The organism is Dyadobacter sp. Leaf189 (assembly GCF_001424405.1).
Taxonomy (GTDB): Bacteria; Bacteroidota; Bacteroidia; order Cytophagales; family Spirosomataceae; genus Dyadobacter.
The window spans coordinates 726829-750605 of record NZ_LMPS01000004.1; the positions used below are offsets into that span (position 1 = coordinate 726829).

The window sequence follows — 23777 nt, forward strand, 5'->3', positions numbered from 1 at the left end:
GAGCCCTTTTTATTCATAAAGAATAACTCAATTCCATGGATAGAAGACATTTTGTCAAAAACAGCGCGCTCGCTATTTGTTCAGTAGCTACGATTTCGCCCACTTATTTAGTCGCCCGGAGATCAGCCGAACAAATGCCGCCCTGGCTCCTGGAAATGGTTACCCGGAATGATACAAGCATTGAATCTTTGCGCAAGTTCCAGGTAAAAGACACCGATAGTCCGGACCTGGGCGGTCTCCGCGATGGCTTTGACATACTCAATCCGCATAGTACTTCCGCCATGGTGCAATGCGGCGCGGCGGGACTTTTTTCGCCTTCTTCCAAATACTACAAATCCACCGACCTGCTTGCCAGCGTAAACCTGGCTGTATTATATCTTATCAAAACGCAGCACAGCGACGGCACTATCGATCTGCTTTCAACCAATTTCCATTCAACGCCTGACACCGGCTTTCTTGTTAAAAGATTGGCGATGGCTTATATGTTGATGGAAAAATCGGGTACGCCCGGTGTTGACAAGGTGCTGGCCAACCTGAAAACCTTTCTGCTCAAATGCGGGGAAGCATTGAGCGTGGGCGGTATCCACACACCCAATCACCGTTGGGTAGTATCTGCTGCATTGACCCGGTTAAATGAACTTTGGCCCAATCCCAAGTATGTCAACCGCATTGAACAGTGGCTGGGCGAACGCATTGATATGGATGCAGACGGGCAGTACAACGAGAAGAGTACATTTATATATTCCTCACTCACGGACAGGCTGCTGATTACCATTGCCAAAGGCATGAAAAAGCCCGGGCTGCTCGACAACGTTCGCAAAAACCTGAATATGACAATGTACTACGTGCATCCGAATGGAGAGGTAGTGACCGATGCTTCGGGCAGGCAGGATAAGGCGGTGGTCGGGACTTTGGAAAACTACTACTATCCTTATCGTTATCTCGCGATCAAAGACAAAAACCCGCAGTATGCAGCGATGTGCCGCATGATCGAGAAAACAGCGGGACCGAAAACAGGCGCATTTATCGATTACTTCCTGACAGACCCTTCCCTCTGGGTAGAGTTGTCGGCCGAAAAACCGTTTCCGGTAAGTTATGTGAAAACATTTGCTAACTCCGGTCTCGTGCGCATCAGGCGGGATAACCGCGACTCCACGCTGATCGCCAATAATCCGGTCTGGTTTACTTTCATGAAAGGCAATGCAGTTTTGCAGGGACTGAGGTTCGCATCTTCATTTTTTGGAAAAGGCCAGTTTCAGTCCGAAAAGATTGTCCGGAATGGAGATACCTGGGAGCTGACCCAAAAACTCGACGGGCCTTATTTCCAACCCTACCCGAAAGAATCGTTGCCAAATGATGGTGACTGGGAGAAAATGCCGCGCACTTACAGGCCGCAAAGCGAAGTACAGCTGCTGGAAACCAAAGTGCGTATTAAAGAAACAGCGGAGGGAATGGAAGTGGAGGTAACTACCAGAGGAACCGAGCGGGTACCTGCCGCATTGGAGCTGATTTTTCGTCCGGGCGGCGAGTTGAAAGGGGTTGTAAAGATTGAAAACACGAAAGATTCCTGGCTTTTGAAGGAAGGAACAGGGACTTACCGCTTCAACGATGATACTATTTCCTTCGGCCCGGGAACCGCTTTGCATAAGAACATCGCATTGCGTGGCGCATTGCCACCAATGGAAGCACCGACTGTGTTCCTGACCGGCTTTACACCTTTTAAGCATGTGATCCGTTTTTCATGATATCCCCCTCTGGCCTTTGCACAAAAAGCTGACTACCAGTCGTGTAAAATGATTTTAATTCGTTAAATTTGGTTACCTCCCGTTTCCATAAAGTCCCGGATTAAAATCGTCTGTCACAATGCTGAAAAAGACTTCTATCCTACTTCTTCTGGTACTTTTTGCGCGAATTTCACTGGCCAATCAGATTCTGATCCCAATGGATAAGTCGCAGACAAATCACCTGAAAGCATACGGGCTTGCTTACATCCTGCTCAAAGGGGATATCGACGTGGAGTGGCTGCTCAATTACCGTGGAGGCAGCTTTAAAGTCCAGTATAGCAAGTCGATTGAAAATGAATGCAAGCTGCGGGCGATTTCCTACGAGATAATGTCGGAAGCTGCGAGCGCGCAGCTCAACAATGAAATCAGCAATCCGAGCATTAATATGGATGTGGTGAAGCTCCACAAGGCAGCCAAAATCGCCGTTTACTCCCCGATTAAGATCAGTCCGGCCGAATTTGAAAATACCGATGCTGTTTTGCTGGTTTTGAAATATGCAGAGATTCCGTTTGAAGTGATTTACGATGAAGAAATCCTGAAAGGCGAATTACCGAAATATGACTGGCTGCATTTGCACCATGAAGATTTTACAGGCCAGTTTGGTAAAAACCTGCGGCGGACTTCACAGGAAGATATCAAAGCGCAGGAAGCGATAGCAAACCGGTTTGGGTACACCAAAGTACCGCAGATGAAGCTCGCGGTAGCCAAATTGATCAAGGAATTCTGTGCAGGCGGTGGTTTTCTGTTTGCGATGTGCTCCGGCGCGGAGACTTTCGACATTGCACTGGCGGCAGAGGGAGTGGACATAGTTGATAACCTCGACGGGGATGGAATTGATCCTGACGCACAATCCAAGCTTGATTTTGAAAAGACTTTCGCCTTTCACAATTTCAAGTTACAGCTCGACGAATATGAGGGAATGAACTTCTCCGACATCAATTCCTCTGCGGGCAGGTACCGCAGCTGGGGCGAGAACGATGTATATTTTTCTTTGTTCGACTTTTCCGCCAAATGGGATGTTATTCCTGCTATGCTGGTTCAAAATCATGAAAACCTGATCCGCGAGTTTTTCGGTCAGACTACCGCATTCAGTAAATACACCGTCAAACCGAGCGCGCTGGTCATGGGCACGAGCAGCTCTTCTGACAGGTACATTTATGGAGAAATGGGGCGCGGGCAATGGACTTTTTACGGCGGCCACGATCCGGAAGGCCGGGGCGGAGGCGGCCGCAGAATGCCAACCGATCTCAATCTATACCCAAACTCGCCGGGTTACCGTTTAATACTCAATAATATCCTCTTTCCTTCCGCCAGAAAGAAGAAACGCAAGACTTGAAAAATGGAGGAGTGGATTCTTCTGGATTTTAATAGATTTGTCAAAAACGACATACTATGCAAACGATAATCAAAGACATTAACCAACTTGACCTAGACGGCACTTACACATATGCAGATTACCTGCTGTGGCAGTTTGAAGAACGTTTGGAACTCATTAAAGGCAAGATATTCAAGATGTCGCCCGCGCCTTCCCGGACGCATCAGACAATCCTCGGAAAACTCCATTTAACAATAGGATTGTTTTTCAGAAATCACTTCTGCCAGGTCTTTCTTGCTCCATTTGACGTTCGCTTACCCAAGAAAAATCAGGATGCTTCGGACGGAAAAATTTACACGGTTGTACAACCAGACATTTGCATTATTTGTGATGAAGCCAAACTGGATGATAAAGGCTGCCTGGGGGCGCCGGATTTGATTATTGAAATATTATCTCCTGGCAACTCCAAAAAAGAAATGGACAACAAATTCACGCTTTACGAAGAATGCGGCGTGCGTGAATATTGGCTGGTTGAGCCTGCTGAAAATGCGGTCTTCATGTATGTTTTAAATGAGGAGGGTAAATACATCGGTCGCAAACCTGCTATCTCAAAGTTAACCTCTTCCATTTTCCCTGAGCTGACAATCGACCTGGAAGAGGTATTTGGCTAGCCTGCGGCTTGCATAACAGGATTGCTAGTTTCCAAGTAAATGCAATTCGACAATTGAATCAACGCTTTCTTCGCCAGTAGCGTAACCGAGTTTCTTTTCAATGAGGTTTTTACCCGAATCGAAAAGCAGGGTAACCGGAATGGATTTCAGGTCGTATTTACTATCCAGCACAGCCATAGATTTTTCATCTACGATAAACTGTTTCCAAGGCATTTTCTCCTGTTTCAAGGCATTTTTCCAGGCAGCAGCGTTAGTATCAGTAGAAATGCTGGTAATAGTAACGCGGCTTTTATGCTGTGCGTAAAGCTTTTTAAGCTGCACAATTTCCTGCCGGCAAGGCCCGCACCAGCTTGCCCAGAATACCACAAGGTTGTACTCCGAATTATTATCCAGAATGCGCTTTGTAACTATATTATCGGGAGATTTCAACGAAAGGTCAGCCGGAAATTTATCGCCGGTTGATTTATCTACTTTGAGATAAGTATCGATTCTCTGAAAGTAGCCTGTCTTTTTGAGCGGCGGTTCAAACAATGCAATCAACTCTGCCAGCTCCTTCTCATCGACGTCTTTCTTAGACCATTCAAGCTGATTCAAAAGGTCAACTGAATAGGGATAACTTTTTACGAGGGCCGCATTCGACTTCCTGATCTCAGCTGATGCTTTCGGATTTTTCCTGAATGCGAGATGCCTGAATGCAGCCTGTGTTTGCTTGTTTGGATTATCAATGGTAAAACTTACCAGATCACGACCGGCAACCTTTAATGTCGTATCCCGTATTAAATGCATTTCCCCTCTATCTGCATATATGGTACTTTCCTGCGTCTTTGCGAAGTACGGGTTTTTATAACCTACCAGCTGATAAGGCCATTTCGGATTCCCAGTCGCGTAAACAATGCTGCTTTTCACAGGGATAAAGCCTTCTCCCGGCTTTATTCTGAATTCGAATTTACCGTTTCTTACTACCACCGAGTCCATAAACTCGCGTGTTCCTCTATTTCCGAGGTAAAGCATTTTACCTTCTACAACGGAGTTAGAGCTCAGCAGATCGCCGGTGATGACGATATCCTGGCTTTGTTCCTTTTCGCAAGACGTAATGCAAGTGCTAAATAAGAGGATCAGAAAAATTGCAGGGATTGTACCCAGCTTTGGCAGGTTTGTTGAAGTAGTTTCCATCTGACATCAGTTTTAGTGATTATTATTCTTGTAATAATTACAACTTAAATGTAGGCATCTCAGATGCAACAACCAACTAAATTCTATATTAAATTAAATTGTATATACCCCACCATCAATTTCCCAGCTCGCTGAGAAGCACCGGGGCCCCCAACTTTTTCGGCAAGTACCTCGTAATCTGAGAGCTGGATAGTATGTTTAGCACCGCCGGGGAGAATACTTCTTAATTCTTCCATCAGCAACTTTTCATTCAGTTCTTCCTGGATCAGCTCCCTTACTACCTCTTTCTCCATGATCAGATTGACCAGCGAGATAAATGGCACACGAATGAGCCGCTTGGCAATGGCGTAAGAAACGCCGCTTGTTTTGTAACATACCACCTCAGGCACCTTGAAGAGCGCTGTTTCCAAAGTAGCAGTTCCGGAAGTAACCAATGCCGCCGTGGCTATGTGCAGCAGGTCGTAAGTACTTTCATATACCACCACAGACTTCCCCGAAAGATCGGCTTTGGCATAAAGCTCGGCGGACAGGTTTTTCACACCGGCTATTACAAATTGGTAATCCGGAAAATGGGGCTGAATGGATAGCATCACGTCCAGCATTCCCAAGATTTCCTGGCGCCGGCTGCCGGGCAGCAATGCAATGACCGGCTTGGTACCGATGTTATTTTTAGTTTTAAAATCAGGATCAGGTTTGAATGCGGCAATGGCGTCCATTAATGGATTTCCGACGTAATCCACCTGGTAATCGAACTTCTTGTAAAAATCGATTTCGAACGGAAATATCACGAACATGTGATCCACATTCTGCTTGATCTTCCAGGCGCGCTTTTGGTTCCAGGCCCATACTTTCGGTGAGATGTAGTAGAATACCTTAATGCCTTTTTTCTTCGCAAAGTCAGCAATGCGAAGGTTGAATCCGGGATAATCGATAAGGATCAATGCGTCGGGCTGGTAGGCTACAATGTCGGACTTACATGATTTTAAAAATCCTGAAATCTTACGGATGTTCATGATCACTTCCAGGAAACCCATGAAAGCTGTGTCCTTGTAATGCGTAACCAGGTCCAGGCCTTCTGCCTGCATCAGGTCGCCGCCCCAGCCGCGAAAAGTAGCTGCCGGGTCGCTTTCTTTAATTCCTTTAATCAGATTTGATCCGTGCAGATCACCCGAACGCTCTCCGGCAATTAAGTAGTATTTCAATGATTGAATAAACGAATGATTGAATGAATGGGCAAGTTGATGAGTTTTATGAGTTGATGAGTTGATGAGTCAACTTCATTTAAACTCATGAACTTTAAACTCATAAACTCTTTTTCTCCTTTCCTACTCCCCGTAATATTCCACGAAATTCTTAGGGGTCTCGATCAGCTTAATGTAATGTAGTTTTGAATTCGGGGCGGCTTCGGTTACCGCGGGTGCCAGTATATTCCATATTTCCATCACGAAAATCTCACAGGAAGCCATTTTGCCCGCCATGAAATCCACGTCCAGATTCAGATTTTTGTGGTCTACTTTATCGACTACCCGCTGCTTTATAATATCCCCCAGAACTTTCAGATCTATCACAAATCCGGTATCCGGATCGGGCTTGCCTTTGACAGTAACAATGAGTTCAAAATTGTGTCCGTGCCAATTATTATTTGCACAGGGGCCAAATACCTCCTGGTTCTTCTCTTCTGACCAAGCCGGATTAAAAAGCCGGTGAGCTGCGTTGAAATGCTCTTTTCTGGTTACGTAAATCATAAACTTCTTTGCACTTTGGAAATCGGATGCAAAATTACATTTTGTATCCGTAGTTTTGCAGATCAACAAGTGTATCATCAAAAAGAATCCTATAACCACACAATCTTCCTATGATTATCGTAACAGGTGCAGCCGGGTTTATCGGCAGCGGATTGATCAGCCGTCTCAATCAGGATGGTTTCAAAAACATCATCGCAGTGGATGATTTTTCAAAAATTGAGAAGGCCGAAAACCTGGAAGGCAAGATCATCAAGGAGCGCGTGGAACGGGATGCATTGTTCAGCTGGATTGATGCAAACAGCCGCGATATCGAGTTTATATTTCACATTGGCGCCCGAACAGATACTACAGAATTTGACAAAAATATCTTTGACGAACTGAATGTAAATTATTCAAAGTCGATCTGGGAAAAGTGCGTCGCATACCAGATCCCATTGGTATATGCCTCTTCGGCAGCTACTTACGGATTAGGAGAATTGGGCTATGATGATAATGAATCTACCTTATCCCAGCTAAAACCACTAAATCCTTACGGGGATTCAAAAAATGAATTCGATATCTGGGCGCTTGCTCAGGAACAGAAGCCTATTTTCTGGGTTGGTCTGAAATTCTTCAATGTGTACGGGCCGAATGAATACCATAAAGGAAGAATGGCCTCGGTTATTTTTCACGCATATAACCAGATCAAGACTACCGATAAGATGAAGCTTTTCCGTTCACATAATCCCGACTTCAGGGATGGTGAACAAATGCGCGATTTCATCTATGTAAAAGACCTGATCGACGTGTGCATTTACTTCATGCACCACCGCAAAAATTCGGGTATTTACAACCTGGGAACTGGCCAGGCGAGGACTTTCAAAGACCTGGTGCTACGCACTTTTGCAGCAATGGACAAGACGCCGGATATCTCGTATATAGATACCCCGGAAGATATCCGAGACAAATACCAATACTTCACTGAAGCGAATATGAACAAGCTTCGCACGATTGGTTACGACAAGCCTTTTACCAGTTTGGAAGAAGGTGTTTCTGATTATGTGAAGAATTACCTGTCGTCCGGAAGCTATCTTTAATGTTCCCGGCAAACCCCGGAAAGTCGACATTTTTGCGTATTTTTGACCTCCTGATAAACTGAATAACGTTTCTCTGTGTTAACTTAATTAGAAACACAGCGTGATAAATTAAAGACTATGAGCAAAGAAGAAGAATTGTTGGAGGAAATCACCAGTTCGGAATATAAATACGGCTTTGTAACTGATATTGAGGCGGATGAAGCTCCTGCAGGTCTTAATGATGATATTGTAAGATTTATTTCGGCGAAGAAAAACGAGCCGGAATGGATGTTGGAATGGCGTTTGAAAGCTTACCATTTGTGGCTTGGAATGAAAGAGCCCAAGTGGCCGAACGTACATTATCCCGAAATCAATTTTCAGGATATCAAGTATTATTCTGCGCCCAAAAAGAAGAAACCGGTAGAAAGCATTGAAGATATCGATCCTGAGTTGCGTAATACTTTCGAAAGGCTTGGTATTTCATTGAATGAGCAGAAAAGAATCTCTGGCATTGCGGTTGACGCGGTAATGGACTCTGAATCTGTTTTCACTACGTTCAAAGGTACCTTAAAGGAAAAAGGGATTATCTTCTGCTCTATCAGCGAGGCAATCCGTGAACATCCTGATCTGGTTAAAAAATACCTGGGATCGGTTGTTCCTCCGCGCGATAACTATTACGCAGCGTTGAACTCAGCAGTTTTCTCTGACGGATCTTTCGTGTATATCCCCAAAGGCGTACGTTGCCCAATGGAGCTTTCTACTTACTTCCGTATCAATGCAGCAGGTACCGGACAATTTGAGCGTACATTGATTATCGGCGATGAGGACAGTCACGTGAGCTATCTTGAAGGCTGTACTGCACCAATGCGCGACGAAAATCAGTTGCACGCAGCGGTAGTGGAAATTTTCGCTCACGAGAATGCAAATGTGAAATACTCGACCGTTCAAAACTGGTATCCTGGTGATAAAGACGGAAAAGGAGGCATTTATAACTTCGTTACCAAGCGTGGTCTTTGTGACGGAAAAGGATCTAAAATTTCCTGGACGCAGGTTGAAACCGGCTCTGCTATTACCTGGAAATATCCTTCTGTTATCCTGAAAGGAGATAATTCGATCGGTGAGTTTTATTCTGTGGCTGTTACCAATAACATGCAGCAGGCAGATACCGGTACGAAAATGATCCACGTTGGGAAAAATACTAAAAGCCGCATCGTTTCAAAAGGTATCTCTGCCGGAAACAGTCAGAACTCTTACAGAGGTCTTGTTCAGGTTTTCAAAAGAGCTGATAAAGCACGTAACTTCTCGCAATGCGACTCCCTATTGCTGGGTGACAAATGCGGGGCACATACATTCCCGTACATCGAAGTAAGTAACACAACTGCTACGGTTGAACACGAAGCGACTACTTCAAAAATCGGCGAGGATATTCTTTTCTATTGCAACCAGCGCGGTATACCTACCGAGCAGGCAGTTGCATTGATTGTGAATGGCTATGCCAAGGAAGTACTGAATCAACTTCCGATGGAGTTTGCAGTGGAAGCACAAAAGCTACTGGAAATCAGTCTCGAAGGCAGTGTAGGTTAAAAACTACGCCGACAAAATTTCGTTTTTGTACTACAAAAGCCTTTGATTCGTCAGAGGCTTTTTGTATTTTATTGATCTTTCATTGACATCCCACAACCCAATCCTTCATGACGCATGTTCCTCAACTGATCGTAGACCTATCATTAATACTCACAATGGCGGGGGTGATTACCCTCATCTTCAAAAAACTGAAGCAGCCGATTGTGCTGGGTTATATATTGGCCGGATTACTTGTAGGTCCTAACTTTCATTTGTTCCCCACCATCACAGATATCAAGACGATTGAAATCTGGGCGGAAATAGGGGTTATCTTTTTGCTTTTTAATCTCGGTCTTGAATTTAGTTTTAAAAAGCTGGTCAAAGTAGGTAACACTGCCGCAATAACCGGTCTTTTTGAAGTTAGTATGATGCTGATCACCGGCTTTGTCACGGGACAGCTGATGGGATGGAGCAAAACAGACAGCCTTTTCCTCGGTGGTATTATCGCTATTTCATCCACAACAATCATTTTCCGGGCCTTTGATGAGCTGGGAATAAAGACCCAGAAATTCACCCGGGTCGTACTTGGCATTCTGGTGATCGAAGACCTCACAGCGGTGTTGCTGATGGTTTTGCTTTCCACCTTATCAATCAGCCAGCAGTTTGCGGGATACGAATTGCTGCAGTCCATTCTGAAACTGTTCTTCTTCCTGACGCTCTGGTTTTTAGGAGGGATTTTCGTCTTTCCTACATTGCTAAGAAAGTACCGCAACCTGATGAATGACGAAAGCGTACTGATTACTTCGGTCGCGCTATGTTTTGGAATGGTCTTCCTGGTTACACAGGCCGGATTTTCAGCTGCACTAGGCGCGTTTATCATGGGTTCCATTCTGGCCGAAACCACACACGCTGAAAAAATTGAGCACCTGCTGAAACCGCTGAAAGATCTTTTCGGAGCGGTGTTTTTTATTTCCGTAGGTATGCTGATCAATCCGGGCCTGCTGATAGAATATGCAGTACCCACGATGATCCTGGTGTTTGTTGTGATTGCAGGAAAAACCGCATTTGTGACAATGGGGGCGGTTATCTCCGGACAACCTCTCAAAAAGTCAATGCAATCGGGAATGAGCCTGTCGCAAATCGGTGAGTTTTCGTTTATTATCGCCAATCTCGGCTTGTCCCTGCACGTTACCAGCAACTTCCTTTATCCTATCGCCGTAGGGGTATCTGTTATCACCACATTTACAACACCCTACATGATGAAAGCTTCTGAACCATTTTACAATTGGTTTGAGAAGCATTTGCCTGAGAAATGGCGGCATTACCTCAACAGGTACAGTTCCAGCACAGTTACCATTACGCAAACAACCCAGTGGCAGGAAATCCTGAAAGCTTATGCACAAACGGTGGTACTGAACTCGGTGGTTGTCGTCGGGATTATTCTTGCTTCTTCACGCCAGCTCGCTGATCAGCTTCATACCAAAATTCCTGAAAATTACATTACCAACTCGGTGCTGTTCGGGATTACCTTCCTGCTTATCTCCCCATTCCTGTGGGCGCTGATCTTCAAGCGCTCTAACCGCAAAGCCTATTCTGCTATCTGGCTGAGCCGCAAATACAGCCGAGGCCCATTGCTCCTACTTGAACTGTCCCGCGTATTGGTCGCGATTATCCTGATGGGATTTCTGCTTAATTCCTTCTTTGCAACGCCAACTGCATTGACTGTCGCCGCAGCAATTATGATACTCGGTTTTGCTATTTTTTACAGAAGGTTGCAGCTTTTTTACAGCAAGATCGAAGATCGTTTTTTACAAAACCTGAATGCAAGACAACTGGAAGGCAGCGGGAAATCGAAGCGGATATTACTCCCCTGGGACGCACACTTCGCGTTTCTTGAAGTAAGCCCCGATTCCAACCTGATAGGAAAGACTTTACAGGAGCTAAAAATCAGGGAGAATTTTGGCATTAACGTAGTTTTGATCGAGCGGGGAAGCAAAACGATTTATTTACCAAAACCCACAGAGGTACTCTACCCCTGCGACCGCATAGAGGTAATCGGTACCGACGACCAGCTGGATATGTTCCGGGGCCACGTCGAAATCAGTACTACGGGTGACGTTTATATGGCGCACGAGGATACAGTCGTACTGGAAAGGATTGAGGTCAGAAATGAATATAATATCCGTGGCAAATCAATCAGGAACAGCGGCATCAGAGAGAAAACGCACGGAATGATCGTAGGACTGGAAAGAAATGGCGAACGCATCTTGAACCCCGATTCGTCGATGGTTATCGAAAACCACGATGTGCTCTGGATAGCCGGAGACAGGGACCTGATTAAAGAATTTGTAAATACCAAAACTACCGACAGTACGGAAGCAATGAGCAGCGCTATCTCCTGAGCAAACCTTGCAGCCCGCCGGTATGCACCGCAACGATGACCGATCCCCGCGGGAAGTAGCCTTTTTGAACTAAATCAAAAAGACCAAAGAACATTTTGCCCGTATATACCTGCTCTAACTGAATGCCGAACCTGATCTTGAAATCATCAATAAAAGTCAGCAGTTCGGCGTTCCATTTGGCATAACCTCCAAAATGGTAGTCAGTCTGCAATTTAAGGCTTCCTTTATTGGAGAGGCCACTGGTAAGAGCTGCAATATCGTCCCGGAGAAATCTGCCGCCTTTCAGAACAGCAAATGCAAGTACATTAGCGCCGGAAGAAAGTATCCCTGCCGCGGTGCCGCCTGTGCCGGCAGCTACACAAAAACAATCCGGCGACTTTCCCAACTGAGCAGCTACCTCGGCCACCATTTCCCTTACACCGGGAAGTGCCAGAGCAGTTGTTCCCCCTTCGGGGATCATATAGGGGTTATCGAACTCTTCCGAAAGGCTGACCAGGTAGTCGGGAGCTTGCCGCTGCTTGTACTGTTCCCTCGATACAAAATCCAGCTGCATACCTTTGTGCCGGCAAAACTGCAATGTGGCACTCTCTTCGACAGGCTGCTCCCCTCTTACAATCCCAATCGTTTCCAGACCCATTGCTGAACCCGCCGCGGCCACTGCATATAAGTGGTTAGAATAAGCCCCGCCAAAGGTCAGTACTTTGCTTAAACCCCGCTCCTCCACTTCCCTTAATACATATTTCAGCTTCCTCCATTTGTTACCTGAAACTTCGGGATGCACGAGGTCGTCACGTTTTACAAAGACCTGAATACCGGCTTTTACTAACCTGTCGTCAAGCAGCTCCTGCAGAGGTGTGGGAAGTAAATGACCCGATAAATCCACTTATTTTGATATTTTTGTTGCTTGTCCAATTAAACTGCAAATGTCCGAAGACCTTATTGAAATCCCAGAAGAAGATGATCTGTTTGAACATTACCGGATCGTAGCCGATAAAGGGCAGGGACCTATCAGGTTGGACAAATACCTCAATTTGCACGTTGCAAATGCGTCGCGGACAAAAATACAAAATGGTATCGAGGCGGAAGCGGTAAAGGTAAACGGGCAAACGTCGAAAGCAAGTTACAAGGTCAAGCCGCTCGATGTTATTACCCTCTCCCTGCCACAGCCTCCCCGTGACACGGAGATTTTGCCGGAAAACATTCCCCTGGACATCATCTATGAAGATGAGGTACTCCTGATTGTCAACAAACCAACCGGAATGGTTGTACATCCGGCTTACGGAAATTGGACAGGTACCCTGATTAACGGGCTTGTTTATCACTTTCAGCAACTTCCTACCGGCCGCAATGGTGAAGGAAGGCCGGGGCTCGTACACCGGATCGACAAGGATACTTCCGGTTTGCTGGTCATCGCCAAAACCGAGTTTGCGATGACGTTTCTTGCCAAACAGTTTTCCGATCATACCATTGAACGGACTTACTATGCGCTGGTTTGGGGTGAAATGAAAGAAGCTAACGGGACAATTACCGGCAATATAGGAAGAAGCGTGCGCGACCGGAGGGTAATGGACGTTTTTCCTGATGGAAGTTCCGGAAAACATGCTGTGACGCATTACGAAGTAATCAAGCCGCTGCGTTATGTTTCACTGATCAAGTGCAACCTGGAAACGGGCAGAACACATCAGATCAGGGCACATATGAAACACATTGGTCACCCGATTTTCAATGACCCTGTTTATGGCGGGGATAAAATCCTTCGGAGCGTTTCCAGCGGGAGTTATAAGGGAATGGTAGAAAGCTGCTTTCAGCAACTGCCCGGCCAGGCGCTCCACGCAAAGTCACTGGGGTTTGTACATCCGATATCCAGAGAATGGATCCAGTTTGACACCGAGCTTCCAGCCGGCTTTCAAACGATCCTGGAAAAGTGGGAAAACTATCTAAACTATTAGTAAAACAGGTATATTCTCGATTCAAAGGTGTTTTAAGAATAAAAATATACAAATGAACATTTCAACCAGGCAAGGGAAAGTAGAGGATATACCAGCTATTTTTGAGTTGGTAAAAGAACTGGCGATCTATGAAAGAGCTTTAAACCAGGTCACCAATAATGTTGAGAAAATGACGCGGGATTACCACGAAAAACTCTACGACTTTTTTGTGGCCGAATCAGATTCCAAGATTATCGGATTGTCGCTTTACTATTACCGGTATTCGACCTGGAAGGGAAAGCGATTGTATATGGAAGATATCATCGTGACGGAATCGATGCGGGGAAATGGGATCGGAAAGATCCTCTTTGATGCAACGGTTTCGGCTGCGAAACAAACGGGTTGCACCGGTATGCTCTGGCAGGTGCTCGACTGGAATACCTCAGCAGTCGGCTTTTACCGGAAGTACGGCACCAATTTCGATAATGAATGGATCAATTGCAGCCTGGACTTTTAATACATCTCAGGCTGGGTTGCAGTTAATCGAGCAGATCAGGCCTGCGTTCTCTTGTTCTTTTAAGCGCCTGTTCATAGCGCCATTCCTCGATATTAGCCTCGTGCCCGGACATTAAAATATCCGGCACTTTGTGACCTTCATAGTCAGCAGGTCGCGTGTACACGGGTGGAGCAAGCAGGTTATCCTGGAATGAATCGGTTAATGCGGAAGTTTCGTCATTTAAAACACCGGGAACCAGCCTGATGATAGCATCGGCAAGTACAGCAGCAGCGAGCTCTCCTCCCGAAAGTACATAGTCTCCGATACTGATCTCCTTAGTAACAAACAAATCGCGCACGCGCTGATCAACTCCCTTGTAATGCCCGCAAAGCAAGATCAGGTTTCCCTTTAAGGAAAGTTGGTTAACTGCTTTTTGATTCAATAATGCGCCATCGGGAGTGAGGTAAATGATCTCGTCATATTCCCGCTCGGCTTGTAACGCCTGAATGCAACGCGCGATCGGCTCGATCTGCATTACCATTCCGGCTCCACCACCAAATGCATAGTCGTCAATTGTACGGTGCTTATTGGTAGAATAATCCCGGATATCATGAACCTTCACTTCCGCGTGACCAGCTTGCTGGGCGCGTTTAAGGATGGAATGCGCAAAAAAGCTTTCGAGCAGCGCCGGCACACAGGTTAATATATCAATCCGCATCATCCGGAATGTTTTCTGAGTCTGAGTCTTTGGACAGGTACACTTCCAGTAATCCTTCCGGCAGGTTCACAAGTAATTGCTTGGTCTCCTTGTCGGCGCGCTGTACTATCTCGTTCGCAGTCGGGATCAGTACTTCGGTACCTTCGTAATCCATTGCAATCAAATCCTGTCCATTCAAAGAATACACCTCCCGCACGATTCCCAGCTCACCGGCAGTTTGATCAATAACTGTATATCCTTTGATCTCGTGGTAGTAAAAATTCTCCCCGCCAAGTTCTTCAAGATCTTCAAGCGGCAGGTATAAAGAGCTACCCACCAAAGCCTGCGCCTTAGCCATGGTATTCACTTCTTCCAGCGCGACAATCGCATTGCCCTGCTTTTGAATATTGATATCCTCTATAAAGTAAGGAACCAGATCGCCTTTTATTTCGACGTAAACAGTTTCAAGATCTTCGTAATCATCAGGATAGTCAACGTCCAGGTAAAACACCACGTTACCTGCAGTTCCGTGTGTTCTGACGATATATCCCAGTAAAAAGCAATTATCCTGTGTCATGGATAATATCAATTAGGGTGAGTAAAAAAAGTATGAGTCTGTACGGAGTTACCGACAGACCCATAATGATATAGAAGCAATAATTATTCAGCAGATTCCTCAGCTGGTGCTTCGGTTTCAGCTGCATCAGAAACTTCTCCTTCTGCCACTTCTTCAGTTTCAGCAACTGGTTCAGCAGGAGGCGTGTTTTTCTTAGCGATAGCTTCTGCACGAGCCTGGTTTACTTTGCGTTCTGCATCCAGTTTCGCTTGCTTGTCAGCATCTTTTTGTTGGGTCAAAGTATCAGCAGCAGTAGCTTTACGCTCTGTTTTTGATCCTTTCCACTCTTCAAAACGTGTATCTGCAACTTCTTGAGTAATTGCACCTTTCAAAACACCAACTTGCAAGTGCTTGCGAAGCATTACACCTTCATGTTGCAAAATAGAACGTGCTGTATCAGTTGGTTGAGCTCCTTTCAAAAGCCAGTCAACTGCTTTAGCTGATTCCAATACGATGGAAGCAGGATTTGTACCTGGGTTGTAAATACCCAATTTTTCGATGAAGCGACCATCACGTGGTGCTCTGGCATCTGCGACTACGATATCATAGATCGCTTTCTTTTTGCGTCCACGACGCGCTAACCTGATTTTAACTGCCATTTTGAATTTGTTATAGCGGGAACTCGTCCCTTGATTAAACAGGGTGCAAAGGTATGAAATTATCCTCTGTTTCTAAATAGTGGCCATAAAAAAAGGGAAGACTTTGCAGCCTTCCCTTTTTCATATCTTCAATCCGATTATCTGCGGAAACCAGCAGGATAAGTTGAGCGGATTGAGTTATTTGGCAATATTTTGATTTCAACGCGACGGTTAGACTGCAAACCTTCCACAGTTGTGTTCTCTGCGATCGGGCGGTACTCACCGTAGTATTCAGCGATGATACGGCTAGGATCTGTCAAACCAGCACGAACCAGGAATCTCTTAGCTGCGTCAACGCGGCGGCGGGATAGTGATACGTTATAGCTGTCAGAAGCACGTGCATCCGTGTGACCTACCAGAACTATGCGGCAGTTGGTACGCATATTCAACAGCTCAACCACTTTGCTCAATGTTTCTTTTGAAGGATTGCGGATGATTGCTTTGTCAGTATCAAATTCGATATTGCTGAACAACGCTTCGCATTCGTCTTTCGGAAGGTTGTTTTTAATAGCGTCTCTGATGATTTTGTCAATATCAAGTGCTACACCACCACCTGAAACAATGCTACCAGCAGGAGTATTCGGTTCTTTGTCAAACAAATCAGCTACACCGTCACCGTCAGAATCTGTGTAAAGACGTGGGTCAACAGGCTTAGGCATATTCGCTTTTGCAATTGAATCTGCATCTTCCATTGTTGGGTTGTAAGGTACAGGGATCAAAGATTGTGGGTTAGCCCAGCGCAGGTGATAGCGTCCGCTTGCAGCATCATACTTACCTCCTTTTGCTCTTACTGCATTCTTGCCTAATTTGTAAGTCAGTGCAAGAGACAACATTCCGTAAGAGTCATTTTTAGAATCTCCTTTTGCAAATGTCCAGATACCTTGCTGAGAATCGTAGTCACTCAAACCGCCCACTGTCGCGTCGATTTTCTCGGTATTTACAAAGTTATGGGTATAGTCAAGTCCAAGATCAAAGCGTGGAGTAAGTTCGTAGTGTAAAGTAAATCCTGCTGGAACCACCCATTCACGAGTGTAAGTAGAACCATTACGCTCCCATTTACCAGCAGTTTTAGAACTCGCATCAGTGTTAGTTGAGAAGTTGCCTACCTGACCAGTATTTACGTCAGTCCAGTCAATATCAGTGTGGTAGTAAATGATACCAGCACCTAAGTGAGCGTCAAATTTCCACCTTAACAGCTTTTTGTAACCTAACAATAGGCGATTCAAATTCATAGTTCCATCAAGTGTCACCTGAACAAAAGATGGGCTGTTAAATGTAGCGCTATATGTTCTGTTAGAAAGAGAACTCAGGTGATTATCCTTCGCTCCTTGCAAACGTCCATTATACCCTACTATCTGAACACCGAAAATCGGCGACAATTGCTTGTTAACAGAAAGACCCCATCCGCCGGTGAGAACTTCTCTGTCTCCGCGTCTGAAGCCGTTGTATTGCGATAAATCACCGAAGAATTTTGTAATCCCTCCATATCCGGTAATGGACCAGGTATTCATTTTGTTGGGTCCATCATACGTTCGATTCTGGGCAAACGTATCCAAACTCAGCAGGGACAAACAAAGCAAAGCAACGTAAAGATTCTTTTTCTTCATGGGAAACACGCGTTATGTGATTCAATATTGCACTATAAAAATTTACTAAAAACAAGAAAAAAGGGGCAAGCCTATAAGCCGGATTCTGTTTCTCCGTGCACCTGAGTGCCCGAAAACTCCTACCATTTATCCAGGATCCAGGTCGCCCTGGACCTCTAACGATCTACCCGTGCCGGCGTTCCGAAGAACGGGGACGAGCAGCCCCGCAAACCAACACCTATTTGATCTTTCAGCCCGTAAGGTTTACCTTGCCCCGCCTGTCGCCAGCCGGTCGGTGGGCTCTTACCCCACCATTTCACCCTTACCTCAACCTATAAAAAACATGCCAAGGCGGTATCATTTCTGTGGCACTTGCTGTCAAAAAAGCCGTTCCCAACTTTTTGCCTTCCTGTTAGGAAGTACGGCGCTCTGCGCTGCCCGGACTTTCCTCTCCGGTAAAAATACCGCAGCGGTAGGACAGCTCACTCCTTTCCTCTGACCACAAAGCTAACAAATAACTTCTTTCATCGACAGTCAATTTATTATAAAAAGCAAAAAATTATGGTATCTATACGTACAATTATGACAGTTTTGACTCAAATTCCTTTCAATCCGTCGACACGTAAATTTACCTTCCCCTGCGCAAATACGACAGAATAAAGATGTTTTGGAGTCAGGTAAACCTTGTCTGGCTGAATGTCGGAAAGCGTTCCTTTTAATGTCACTCCGTCTGTAACTTTATAGTTACTCAGTGCCTTCTGGATCGTCTTTTTGGCTTCAGCAATCTGCTCTCCTACGGGGAAAATCATCTTCTTTTCCATCATTCTGCTGAACTGTCCCTGCAAAAGCCAGCCGGCCGTTTTGACGATTGCATTGCGGGTATCCAAATCATAGTCAAGCCCTTTAAGCGACAGTTGCTGCGTGGCCGGGTCGTAGTACGGCACACCTTTCAGGTAAATAAAGCCCGACATACTTCCTTTCAATCCTGCCTTGATCACCAATTTGTCATTCTGGCCATACATTTCAACAGAGGTAACTTCTACTTTGTACTGTCCGCCGAGAAAAGAGAACTTCTCTCCCGCAAACTTAGCAGTGGCAAGACGGGCGGCGTCTTCGTAGGAAACCAGACTGATCAGACCGATCTTGAAATCTTCGGTGACCTTGGGACTGATTTGCAGATTCGGCAGCTTGGCTACTGCTGTTACACTGGGTTTGGTAGCCGAAGTGATGGTTTGCGTGTATCCCTTGATACCGAGTACCGCGCGGATTACATTGTTCTTTGCCAAAAGCGGCGTCATTACAATGCCTGTCGGCACTACAACAAGCCAGGTATCAAACTCTTCGGCGAGCATAACCGGCTGGCGGGCGATGTTCCACGCCAGCTCTGCATTCTTTTTGAGTTCCAGGTTTTTAGCAACTTCTTCGTCGATTGCTTCGGTAATCTTGTCAAAATTCTTGTTCAGCAACCTGCTCGCCATACTTTTGATCGGAATATTCAGTCCTGCCACCTTGATGCTCGGATCCGAGATCCAATCGTAGCTATCTACATAGGTTTCAGACTTGATCTGCCAGTTTGGCAAAATCCCGATTTTCGATATCAGCCTGATTTTAATGGAAAATTCCGTGTCTTTATAACCGGACATTGTTATACCCAGCGGACTAACCTTATAACCGGCACTTACCCAGATTTTCAGCGGAACCTCAAAAAGGAACGAAGAATCAATTGCTACAACGCGGATCGGACTGATTTTCCAGACTTTGGCCTTGAGATTGTCGTTATCCTCGTCCTCGTAACTATTATCTTCGTAAATCAATCCCTTGATCTTGGCATTAATCTGCGTCTCGATTTCTGAAACCGGAATCTCTATCGGGATATTTAAAACCGACAAATGCTTCTCATTCTGAATTTCCTTATCCGAATACTTATATTCTTCCATAGGTGCTTGCGGGGAGGTACTTTTTGAGCGACATTGCCAGCTGCTCCACATAATTGCCGACAACAACGAAACATATAATATCCTGACCAGCAGGTTACTTGATTTTGACGAGCGTAGCACCGTATCCGAATTTATCTTTTAATGCATCTTTAAAATATGCGACGTGCCTGTTTTTGCTCAGCCGCTTGTGCAGTTCATTCTTCAATGCGCCGCTGCCTGCGCCATGGATAAATGTAATTTCTTCCATTCCGTTTGCAATCGCCTTTTCCAGGTTTTCCTCAAAAACGTTGAGTTGAGTTTTGACGATACTATCCTTGGAAATACGCGAAGGATCTTCGATAAGCTTCTCAATATGCAGATCAACAATCTCCTGGGGCTTCCCTACTTTCACTTCCTCCCTTTCCGTTCCTCTTAGCATACTTTCCTTCAAAGCTGCAGCATCAATATCTGATGGAATAAGCTCCTTTTTCAAACTCTCTTCATCCAGCTGATAAACAAATGCTTCCTTGTCCAGAACAGGTGCCTTTTTCTTGCTTTTATAAAAAGATTGCGCGCGGCATTTGATCCTCTTGTTCAGAGGCTGTGGAAGTGTGTACTTACCTTCTCTGAAATACAGGATATTAAAGTCAAATACAGGCCATTCCTCAAAATCTTTCATCAAAACTTCGGTCAGCTTTTGCGACTGACGAGGTAGTAAAACGCCCGCAGCCAATCCCGTTTGTACCTGATTGCCAACGGAAGATGCGGTAAACGGAAGTATCCAGTCTGTATTGTTCACCAAATGCACGGTAAGCGACTTATCATTTATGGAAACAAAAGCCATGTAAATCCCCTTCTCCGCAAACGGTGCATTCCGCGGAACGATCACGTCAGATTTTGCACTCGCCTTCACTAATTCCCTGTCTTTCTGCATCCGCTGGGATTCAACAGGGGAAATCGTCACAACCTCATTACGAAGTACCGGAATGCGGAATCCGTCTTCGATCTCAATTTCAACCACATTTCCCGGCAGGAAAGCATAGATAATGCCTTCCTCACGTCCATGTACCAACCTAACTTTATCTCCAATATTCATTGATATACTATTTAAATCATCGTTTTTCCCTGCCGCCTAAAAGTATAACGGCTTAAATCCAATTCCGTTCCTGCTGAACTGTAACGCAGGCGCCGGTATTTTCAACGAGTTGACAAGGAACCCGATCGTACGAACAAATTTACTCTTGCTTTTGATCTTGGTCAGATCTATATCCAACGACAAATAGTACTGCCGGTAAGGCCGGTAGCCCATTTCTATGCTTTTGCGTGGCTCTGCCGAAACCATATCCTGAATACCGTAACCGACTGAAAAACATAGCCACTCAGGCCATTTACTCTCCGGAAAGAAGGAGCGCGGACTGGCCGACAACCAGTAAGTCTGACCATTATAATCCTTCAACCAGCTTTCAGTCAGGGAACTCCCCAACAGCTCCGGCCGGACTTTCGAAAGTGGCGTCGCATGGAAAGAATACTTGGGATGAATGCGAACTTCGTCCCATAATGCAACCTGCCCGAGGTACAACACCGAACCTGCCAGGTTAGCTATCATATCGCCGGGCGAAAATCCGTAATCGGGTGAGAAGCCGTCGAGGATTTCAATGGGCGTCTGAAAAATAACGCCCGAGATAGCGCCGTAAATCAGCATCTGACGTTTTGAAATGCCCGTTTTCTTGTAAAGAGCCGCAGTGTGACGCGCTATCTGGTACGATGTGTAAACGTGCCCCACTTTGTCCATTTGCAGCCACTCGCGGGTATCATCCTCAATTGTAAAGTGGGTAAGCGGCTGTTTGTACCAGGATTTGCTCAGCCCGTAGATCGTACCCAGGTACAGTGCAGACTGTGCCGCAAAGATCCCGCGCAGCATCGCATAATTCGGGCGTTGTACCTGCGTAGTATCCGGCTTGTTCGGTAAAAGTAACGAATCTGCTTGCTGGGAAAAGCCTGGCCTGGTTAGGATAAGACAGAGAAAAATGGCTAACAATATACTTCTAATACCCGCCATGATACTTTCTTAATCCCCATTCAGCGCCGAGTAGCAGTATCAGCAGAAAAAACAGCCATTTTAAATAGATCAGCTCCACCATTTCTTCGGAGCTGTCGAGACGGTCAGCAGGTCTGTCGGCTTTCAGCTTTTCAACATAGGACGTTAGTGACGCGGGCATGATAAACGCCCCGCCTGAGCGACCGGCCAGTTCCCGTAGCATTCCAAAATCTGCCGTTGTATTATTAAGTTCAAGATCCACATTCCTCACAACAAACTGCCCCGCCGCCTTCTCCTGCCCGCCGCGCAATGCAGCAGACGCAGTATAGCGATAAACGCCGTCTGAAAGCCCGCTGATGTTGAACCGCGGCGACTCGGCGGTATGTGTATATGTAAATTGCCTCGCTTTTCCTTTCTCGTCTATAATATCCAGCTTCACTTCCTGACCAAAAATGGGCTCGTAAATATCATTGTAAATCTCTGTCTGGAAAGTCACCTGCTCACCAGCTTCAAACTCGTTCCGTGTCGGATATACCCTGAACTTCCGTTTATCTTCCCTCAGTGAAAGTACCTGGATCAGCTTCTGGAACAGGTTATCGACTACATCCTGCTTATTGGTTTGCGCAAATTCTTCCTGCCGCCATTGCCAGATCCCCTCTCCTGCCAGCACGGCAATCTTCTGCTCGCCACTGGTGTTGAGCACAAGCAGCGGTTTTTGCGTATTTAATGTACCGACCTTCTGGAATAGGATCGTTTCAGTTCCCGATGACAGATTGTATTCGCCGAATGGGACCGAAAGCGGCGGAAGCCTTTCTAATATCTTCAAGCTTTCCGTATCAAAATTCAGTTGTTGAAAGGCCGGATTAAAACGGGCTGTTACCTTGTCGGTCTGGTTACTTGCTGTATTAATCGTAAGCGAGCGGTTCAGCGAATTGGCCAGTGGCACAGCAGACTGGTTTCCCAATATGAAAAACAAAGGTGTTTTGGCATCAATGAATTTGCGGATCTGTGCATTACCAAGCCCCAGTACATTCGGGATCTGGTGCAAAATGACAAGATCGTACGGTTTGGTTGCGGCCGGCGGCGTTGTTGAAATAGACAGGATATTGATATCCAGCTCGTAATTTTCATTCGCCTCGATCACGCTGCGCAGACTTTTAATATCGGGATGCGGCGCGAGTGCCATTAACAGGATTTTCTGTTTCCCGTCGATAATATCAATGTAAACATCACGGGTATTATTCCGCCTGGAAGTTTCTCGGGAGACTGCACCTATTTCCAATGTAAAATGCTGTACACCTTTCTGGGTAGAAGTAGCTTTAAAATCCACCGCCTTGAAGAAATCGGCACGATCTATCGCTACATTCTGGCTCTGGATTACCCGGCCATTTTGTTTCAAAGTGACTGTCGTGGATTTACCCGCAAGCCCGTTTGCAGCAATTTCGGCGCGGATCGGGAATTCATTTCCCAAATACGCGATCCTGTTATTGACCACATCTTTGATACGGATATCCAGATCAGGAACAGTATCCCCTACTGCAAGCGTGCTGATACGGAATGGAAATCGGTTATAAGCCGGTGAAACGCCCTGGTTTACGATACCGTCAGATACCAGTATTACGTCAGTCAAGTTCCTGCCTTCGTAATTACTCCGGATCGTCTGGAGCATTCCGGTGAGGTCTGTTTTGTTTTTGTCAAAGCGGATAGAATCTGCCGAAAGCTGCTTTGCCTGCTGGTCCAGGGTTTCAATTCCCACTTCAAACCCCGAAGCTGCCAGCTGGGCAGATGCTTCCGCCACTGCTTTCATGATCTCTTTTCCATACGCACCGACAGACTCCGAATTGTCTATTGCAAATACAATTTTGGCTTTGTCAATGGAAGTTTCCGTCTTTCTGACCAGCGGACTGAGCAGCAGAAAGCAGATTAGCGCAACGGTAATCCCACGAAATGCAGCCAGAATGTAGTTCCACTTTTTACCCCAGGAAGCAATTGGCTGGTAAAGCAGGAAAGCATACAGCATTCCCGCTGCCAGGCAAAAGAGAATAAACCAGTAAGGAGTTTGAAAGATCAGTTCGGACCGCATGTGCTCGGAGTCAATAGCTGGCAATGTTTACAATATACAATGAAACCGCCAGCTATTTTACAAACGAAGAA

At 45.8% G+C, this 23777-nt stretch carries 20 protein-coding genes and 1 other RNA gene; 8 read left to right on the forward strand and 13 right to left on the reverse strand.

What is annotated here, in order from left to right; translation table 11 throughout:
• Window positions 1-35: 35 nt before the first annotated feature.
• The 3 genes from ASG33_RS12395 to ASG33_RS12405 all read left to right on the forward strand — a co-directional run bounded on the left by ASG33_RS12395 (window position 36) and on the right by ASG33_RS12405 (window position 3770).
• On the forward strand, window positions 36-1745 hold the full coding sequence (locus ASG33_RS12395; protein ID WP_056285191.1) for a hypothetical protein: 1710 nt from the start codon (window positions 36-38) through the stop codon (window positions 1743-1745).
• 118 nt (window positions 1746-1863) lie between these two features.
• Complete coding sequence (locus tag ASG33_RS12400; protein ID WP_157474738.1) at window positions 1864-3120, forward strand: asparagine synthetase B; 1257 nt, start codon at window positions 1864-1866, stop codon at window positions 3118-3120.
• 56 nt (window positions 3121-3176) lie between these two features.
• Window positions 3177-3770: a Uma2 family endonuclease gene (locus ASG33_RS12405; protein WP_056285195.1), complete on the forward strand. Its 594-nt coding sequence runs from the start codon at window positions 3177-3179 to the stop codon at window positions 3768-3770.
• 24 nt (window positions 3771-3794) lie between these two features.
• Here ASG33_RS12405 and ASG33_RS12410 read toward each other — a convergent pair whose 3' ends face one another.
• The 3 genes from ASG33_RS12410 to ASG33_RS12420 all read right to left on the reverse strand — a co-directional run bounded on the left by ASG33_RS12410 (window position 3795) and on the right by ASG33_RS12420 (window position 6688).
• On the reverse strand, window positions 3795-4943 hold the full coding sequence (locus ASG33_RS12410) for a TlpA disulfide reductase family protein (RefSeq protein ID WP_056285198.1): 1149 nt from the start codon (window positions 4941-4943) through the stop codon (window positions 3795-3797).
• 83 nt (window positions 4944-5026) lie between these two features.
• Window positions 5027-6145, reverse strand: coding sequence for a lipid-A-disaccharide synthase (gene lpxB / locus ASG33_RS12415; RefSeq protein WP_056285199.1), 1119 nt, complete (start codon window positions 6143-6145; stop codon window positions 5027-5029).
• Window positions 6146-6268: 123 nt separating this feature from the next.
• A complete protein-coding gene (locus tag ASG33_RS12420; protein ID WP_056286465.1) occupies window positions 6269-6688 on the reverse strand; it encodes a 6-carboxytetrahydropterin synthase in 420 nt (139 codons plus the stop codon).
• 110 nt (window positions 6689-6798) lie between these two features.
• Here ASG33_RS12420 and rfaD point away from each other — a divergent pair, with 110 nt between their 5' ends.
• From rfaD to ASG33_RS12435, 3 genes are all read left to right on the forward strand, one after another.
• Complete coding sequence (gene rfaD, locus ASG33_RS12425; protein ID WP_056285202.1) at window positions 6799-7764, forward strand: ADP-glyceromanno-heptose 6-epimerase; 966 nt, start codon at window positions 6799-6801, stop codon at window positions 7762-7764.
• A 117-nt stretch (window positions 7765-7881) separates the two neighbouring features.
• Complete coding sequence (gene sufB, locus ASG33_RS12430) at window positions 7882-9327, forward strand: Fe-S cluster assembly protein SufB (RefSeq protein ID WP_056285207.1); 1446 nt, start codon at window positions 7882-7884, stop codon at window positions 9325-9327.
• 107 nt (window positions 9328-9434) lie between these two features.
• On the forward strand, window positions 9435-11708 hold the full coding sequence (locus ASG33_RS12435; protein WP_056285211.1) for a cation:proton antiporter: 2274 nt from the start codon (window positions 9435-9437) through the stop codon (window positions 11706-11708).
• Here the strand turns inward: ASG33_RS12435 and ASG33_RS12440 are convergent.
• Window positions 11698-12591, reverse strand: a complete 894-nt coding sequence (locus ASG33_RS12440) for a 1-aminocyclopropane-1-carboxylate deaminase/D-cysteine desulfhydrase (protein WP_082489197.1) — start codon at window positions 12589-12591, stop codon at window positions 11698-11700. The two genes, ASG33_RS12435 and ASG33_RS12440, sit on opposite strands and share 11 nt — an antisense overlap.
• 40 nt (window positions 12592-12631) lie before the next feature.
• On the opposite strand from ASG33_RS12440, the gene ASG33_RS12445 reads away from it, so the two are divergent.
• Window positions 12632-13657, forward strand: coding sequence for an RluA family pseudouridine synthase (locus tag ASG33_RS12445; protein WP_056285214.1), 1026 nt, complete (start codon window positions 12632-12634; stop codon window positions 13655-13657).
• Window positions 13658-13709: 52 nt separating this feature from the next.
• On the forward strand, window positions 13710-14153 hold the full coding sequence (locus ASG33_RS12450) for a GNAT family N-acetyltransferase (protein ID WP_056285219.1): 444 nt from the start codon (window positions 13710-13712) through the stop codon (window positions 14151-14153).
• A 22-nt stretch (window positions 14154-14175) separates the two neighbouring features.
• Here ASG33_RS12450 and trmD read toward each other — a convergent pair whose 3' ends face one another.
• The 9 genes from trmD to ASG33_RS12490 form a co-directional block, all read right to left on the reverse strand.
• Window positions 14176-14850: a tRNA (guanosine(37)-N1)-methyltransferase TrmD gene (trmD, locus tag ASG33_RS12455; RefSeq protein ID WP_056286472.1), complete on the reverse strand. Its 675-nt coding sequence runs from the start codon at window positions 14848-14850 to the stop codon at window positions 14176-14178.
• Entirely contained in the window at window positions 14840-15406 is a 567-nt protein-coding gene (rimM, locus tag ASG33_RS12460; protein WP_056285223.1) for a ribosome maturation factor RimM, read from the reverse strand. The genes trmD and rimM overlap by 11 nt, the downstream gene beginning before the upstream one ends.
• A gap of 83 nt (window positions 15407-15489) precedes the next feature.
• Window positions 15490-16044 carry a 30S ribosomal protein S16 gene (locus ASG33_RS12465; protein WP_056285226.1) on the reverse strand — a complete coding sequence of 185 codons (555 nt, stop codon included), beginning with the start codon at window positions 16042-16044 and terminating at the stop codon, window positions 15490-15492.
• A gap of 137 nt (window positions 16045-16181) precedes the next feature.
• Complete coding sequence (locus ASG33_RS12470) at window positions 16182-17594, reverse strand: OmpA family protein (RefSeq protein WP_229238628.1); 1413 nt, start codon at window positions 17592-17594, stop codon at window positions 16182-16184.
• A 154-nt stretch (window positions 17595-17748) separates the two neighbouring features.
• Window positions 17749-18158: RNase P RNA component class A (gene rnpB / locus ASG33_RS14485), an RNA gene on the reverse strand.
• A 107-nt stretch (window positions 18159-18265) separates the two neighbouring features.
• Entirely contained in the window at window positions 18266-19606 is a 1341-nt protein-coding gene (locus ASG33_RS12475; RefSeq protein ID WP_056286475.1) for a DUF4403 family protein, read from the reverse strand.
• A gap of 94 nt (window positions 19607-19700) precedes the next feature.
• Complete coding sequence (locus tag ASG33_RS12480) at window positions 19701-20681, reverse strand: DUF2027 domain-containing protein (protein ID WP_056285232.1); 981 nt, start codon at window positions 20679-20681, stop codon at window positions 19701-19703.
• A 36-nt stretch (window positions 20682-20717) separates the two neighbouring features.
• Window positions 20718-21644, reverse strand: coding sequence for a DUF2279 domain-containing protein (locus tag ASG33_RS12485; protein WP_082489198.1), 927 nt, complete (start codon window positions 21642-21644; stop codon window positions 20718-20720).
• Window positions 21631-23706 (reverse strand): hypothetical protein, encoded by a 2076-nt coding sequence (locus tag ASG33_RS12490; RefSeq protein WP_056285235.1) that lies wholly within the window; start codon window positions 23704-23706, stop codon window positions 21631-21633. Before ASG33_RS12490 ends, ASG33_RS12485 begins: the two co-directional genes overlap by 14 nt.
• Window positions 23707-23777: the final 71 nt, after the last annotated feature.

Coding starts and splice junctions, on each gene's coding strand:
- ASG33_RS12395 (WP_056285191.1), top strand. CDS start 36: ATGGATAGAAGACATTTTGTCAAAAACAGCGCGCTCGCTATTTGTTCA.
- ASG33_RS12400 (WP_157474738.1), top strand. CDS start 1,864: ATGCTGAAAAAGACTTCTATCCTACTTCTTCTGGTACTTTTTGCGCGA.
- ASG33_RS12405 (WP_056285195.1), top strand. CDS start 3,177: ATGCAAACGATAATCAAAGACATTAACCAACTTGACCTAGACGGCACT.
- ASG33_RS12410 (WP_056285198.1), bottom strand. CDS start 4,943: ATGGAAACTACTTCAACAAACCTGCCAAAGCTGGGTACAATCCCTGCA.
- ASG33_RS12420 (WP_056286465.1), bottom strand. CDS start 6,688: ATGATTTACGTAACCAGAAAAGAGCATTTCAACGCAGCTCACCGGCTT.
- rfaD (WP_056285202.1), top strand. CDS start 6,799: ATGATTATCGTAACAGGTGCAGCCGGGTTTATCGGCAGCGGATTGATC.
- sufB (WP_056285207.1), top strand. CDS start 7,882: ATGAGCAAAGAAGAAGAATTGTTGGAGGAAATCACCAGTTCGGAATAT.
- ASG33_RS12435 (WP_056285211.1), top strand. CDS start 9,435: ATGACGCATGTTCCTCAACTGATCGTAGACCTATCATTAATACTCACA.
- ASG33_RS12445 (WP_056285214.1), top strand. CDS start 12,632: ATGTCCGAAGACCTTATTGAAATCCCAGAAGAAGATGATCTGTTTGAA.
- ASG33_RS12450 (WP_056285219.1), top strand. CDS start 13,710: ATGAACATTTCAACCAGGCAAGGGAAAGTAGAGGATATACCAGCTATT.
- trmD (WP_056286472.1), bottom strand. CDS start 14,850: ATGCGGATTGATATATTAACCTGTGTGCCGGCGCTGCTCGAAAGCTTT.
- rimM (WP_056285223.1), bottom strand. CDS start 15,406: ATGACACAGGATAATTGCTTTTTACTGGGATATATCGTCAGAACACAC.
- ASG33_RS12465 (WP_056285226.1), bottom strand. CDS start 16,044: ATGGCAGTTAAAATCAGGTTAGCGCGTCGTGGACGCAAAAAGAAAGCG.
- ASG33_RS12470 (WP_229238628.1), bottom strand. CDS start 17,594: ATGAATACCTGGTCCATTACCGGATATGGAGGGATTACAAAATTCTTC.
- ASG33_RS12475 (WP_056286475.1), bottom strand. CDS start 19,606: ATGGAAGAATATAAGTATTCGGATAAGGAAATTCAGAATGAGAAGCAT.
- ASG33_RS12480 (WP_056285232.1), bottom strand. CDS start 20,681: ATGAATATTGGAGATAAAGTTAGGTTGGTACATGGACGTGAGGAAGGC.
- ASG33_RS12485 (WP_082489198.1), bottom strand. CDS start 21,644: ATGGCGGGTATTAGAAGTATATTGTTAGCCATTTTTCTCTGTCTTATC.
- ASG33_RS12490 (WP_056285235.1), bottom strand. CDS start 23,706: ATGCGGTCCGAACTGATCTTTCAAACTCCTTACTGGTTTATTCTCTTT.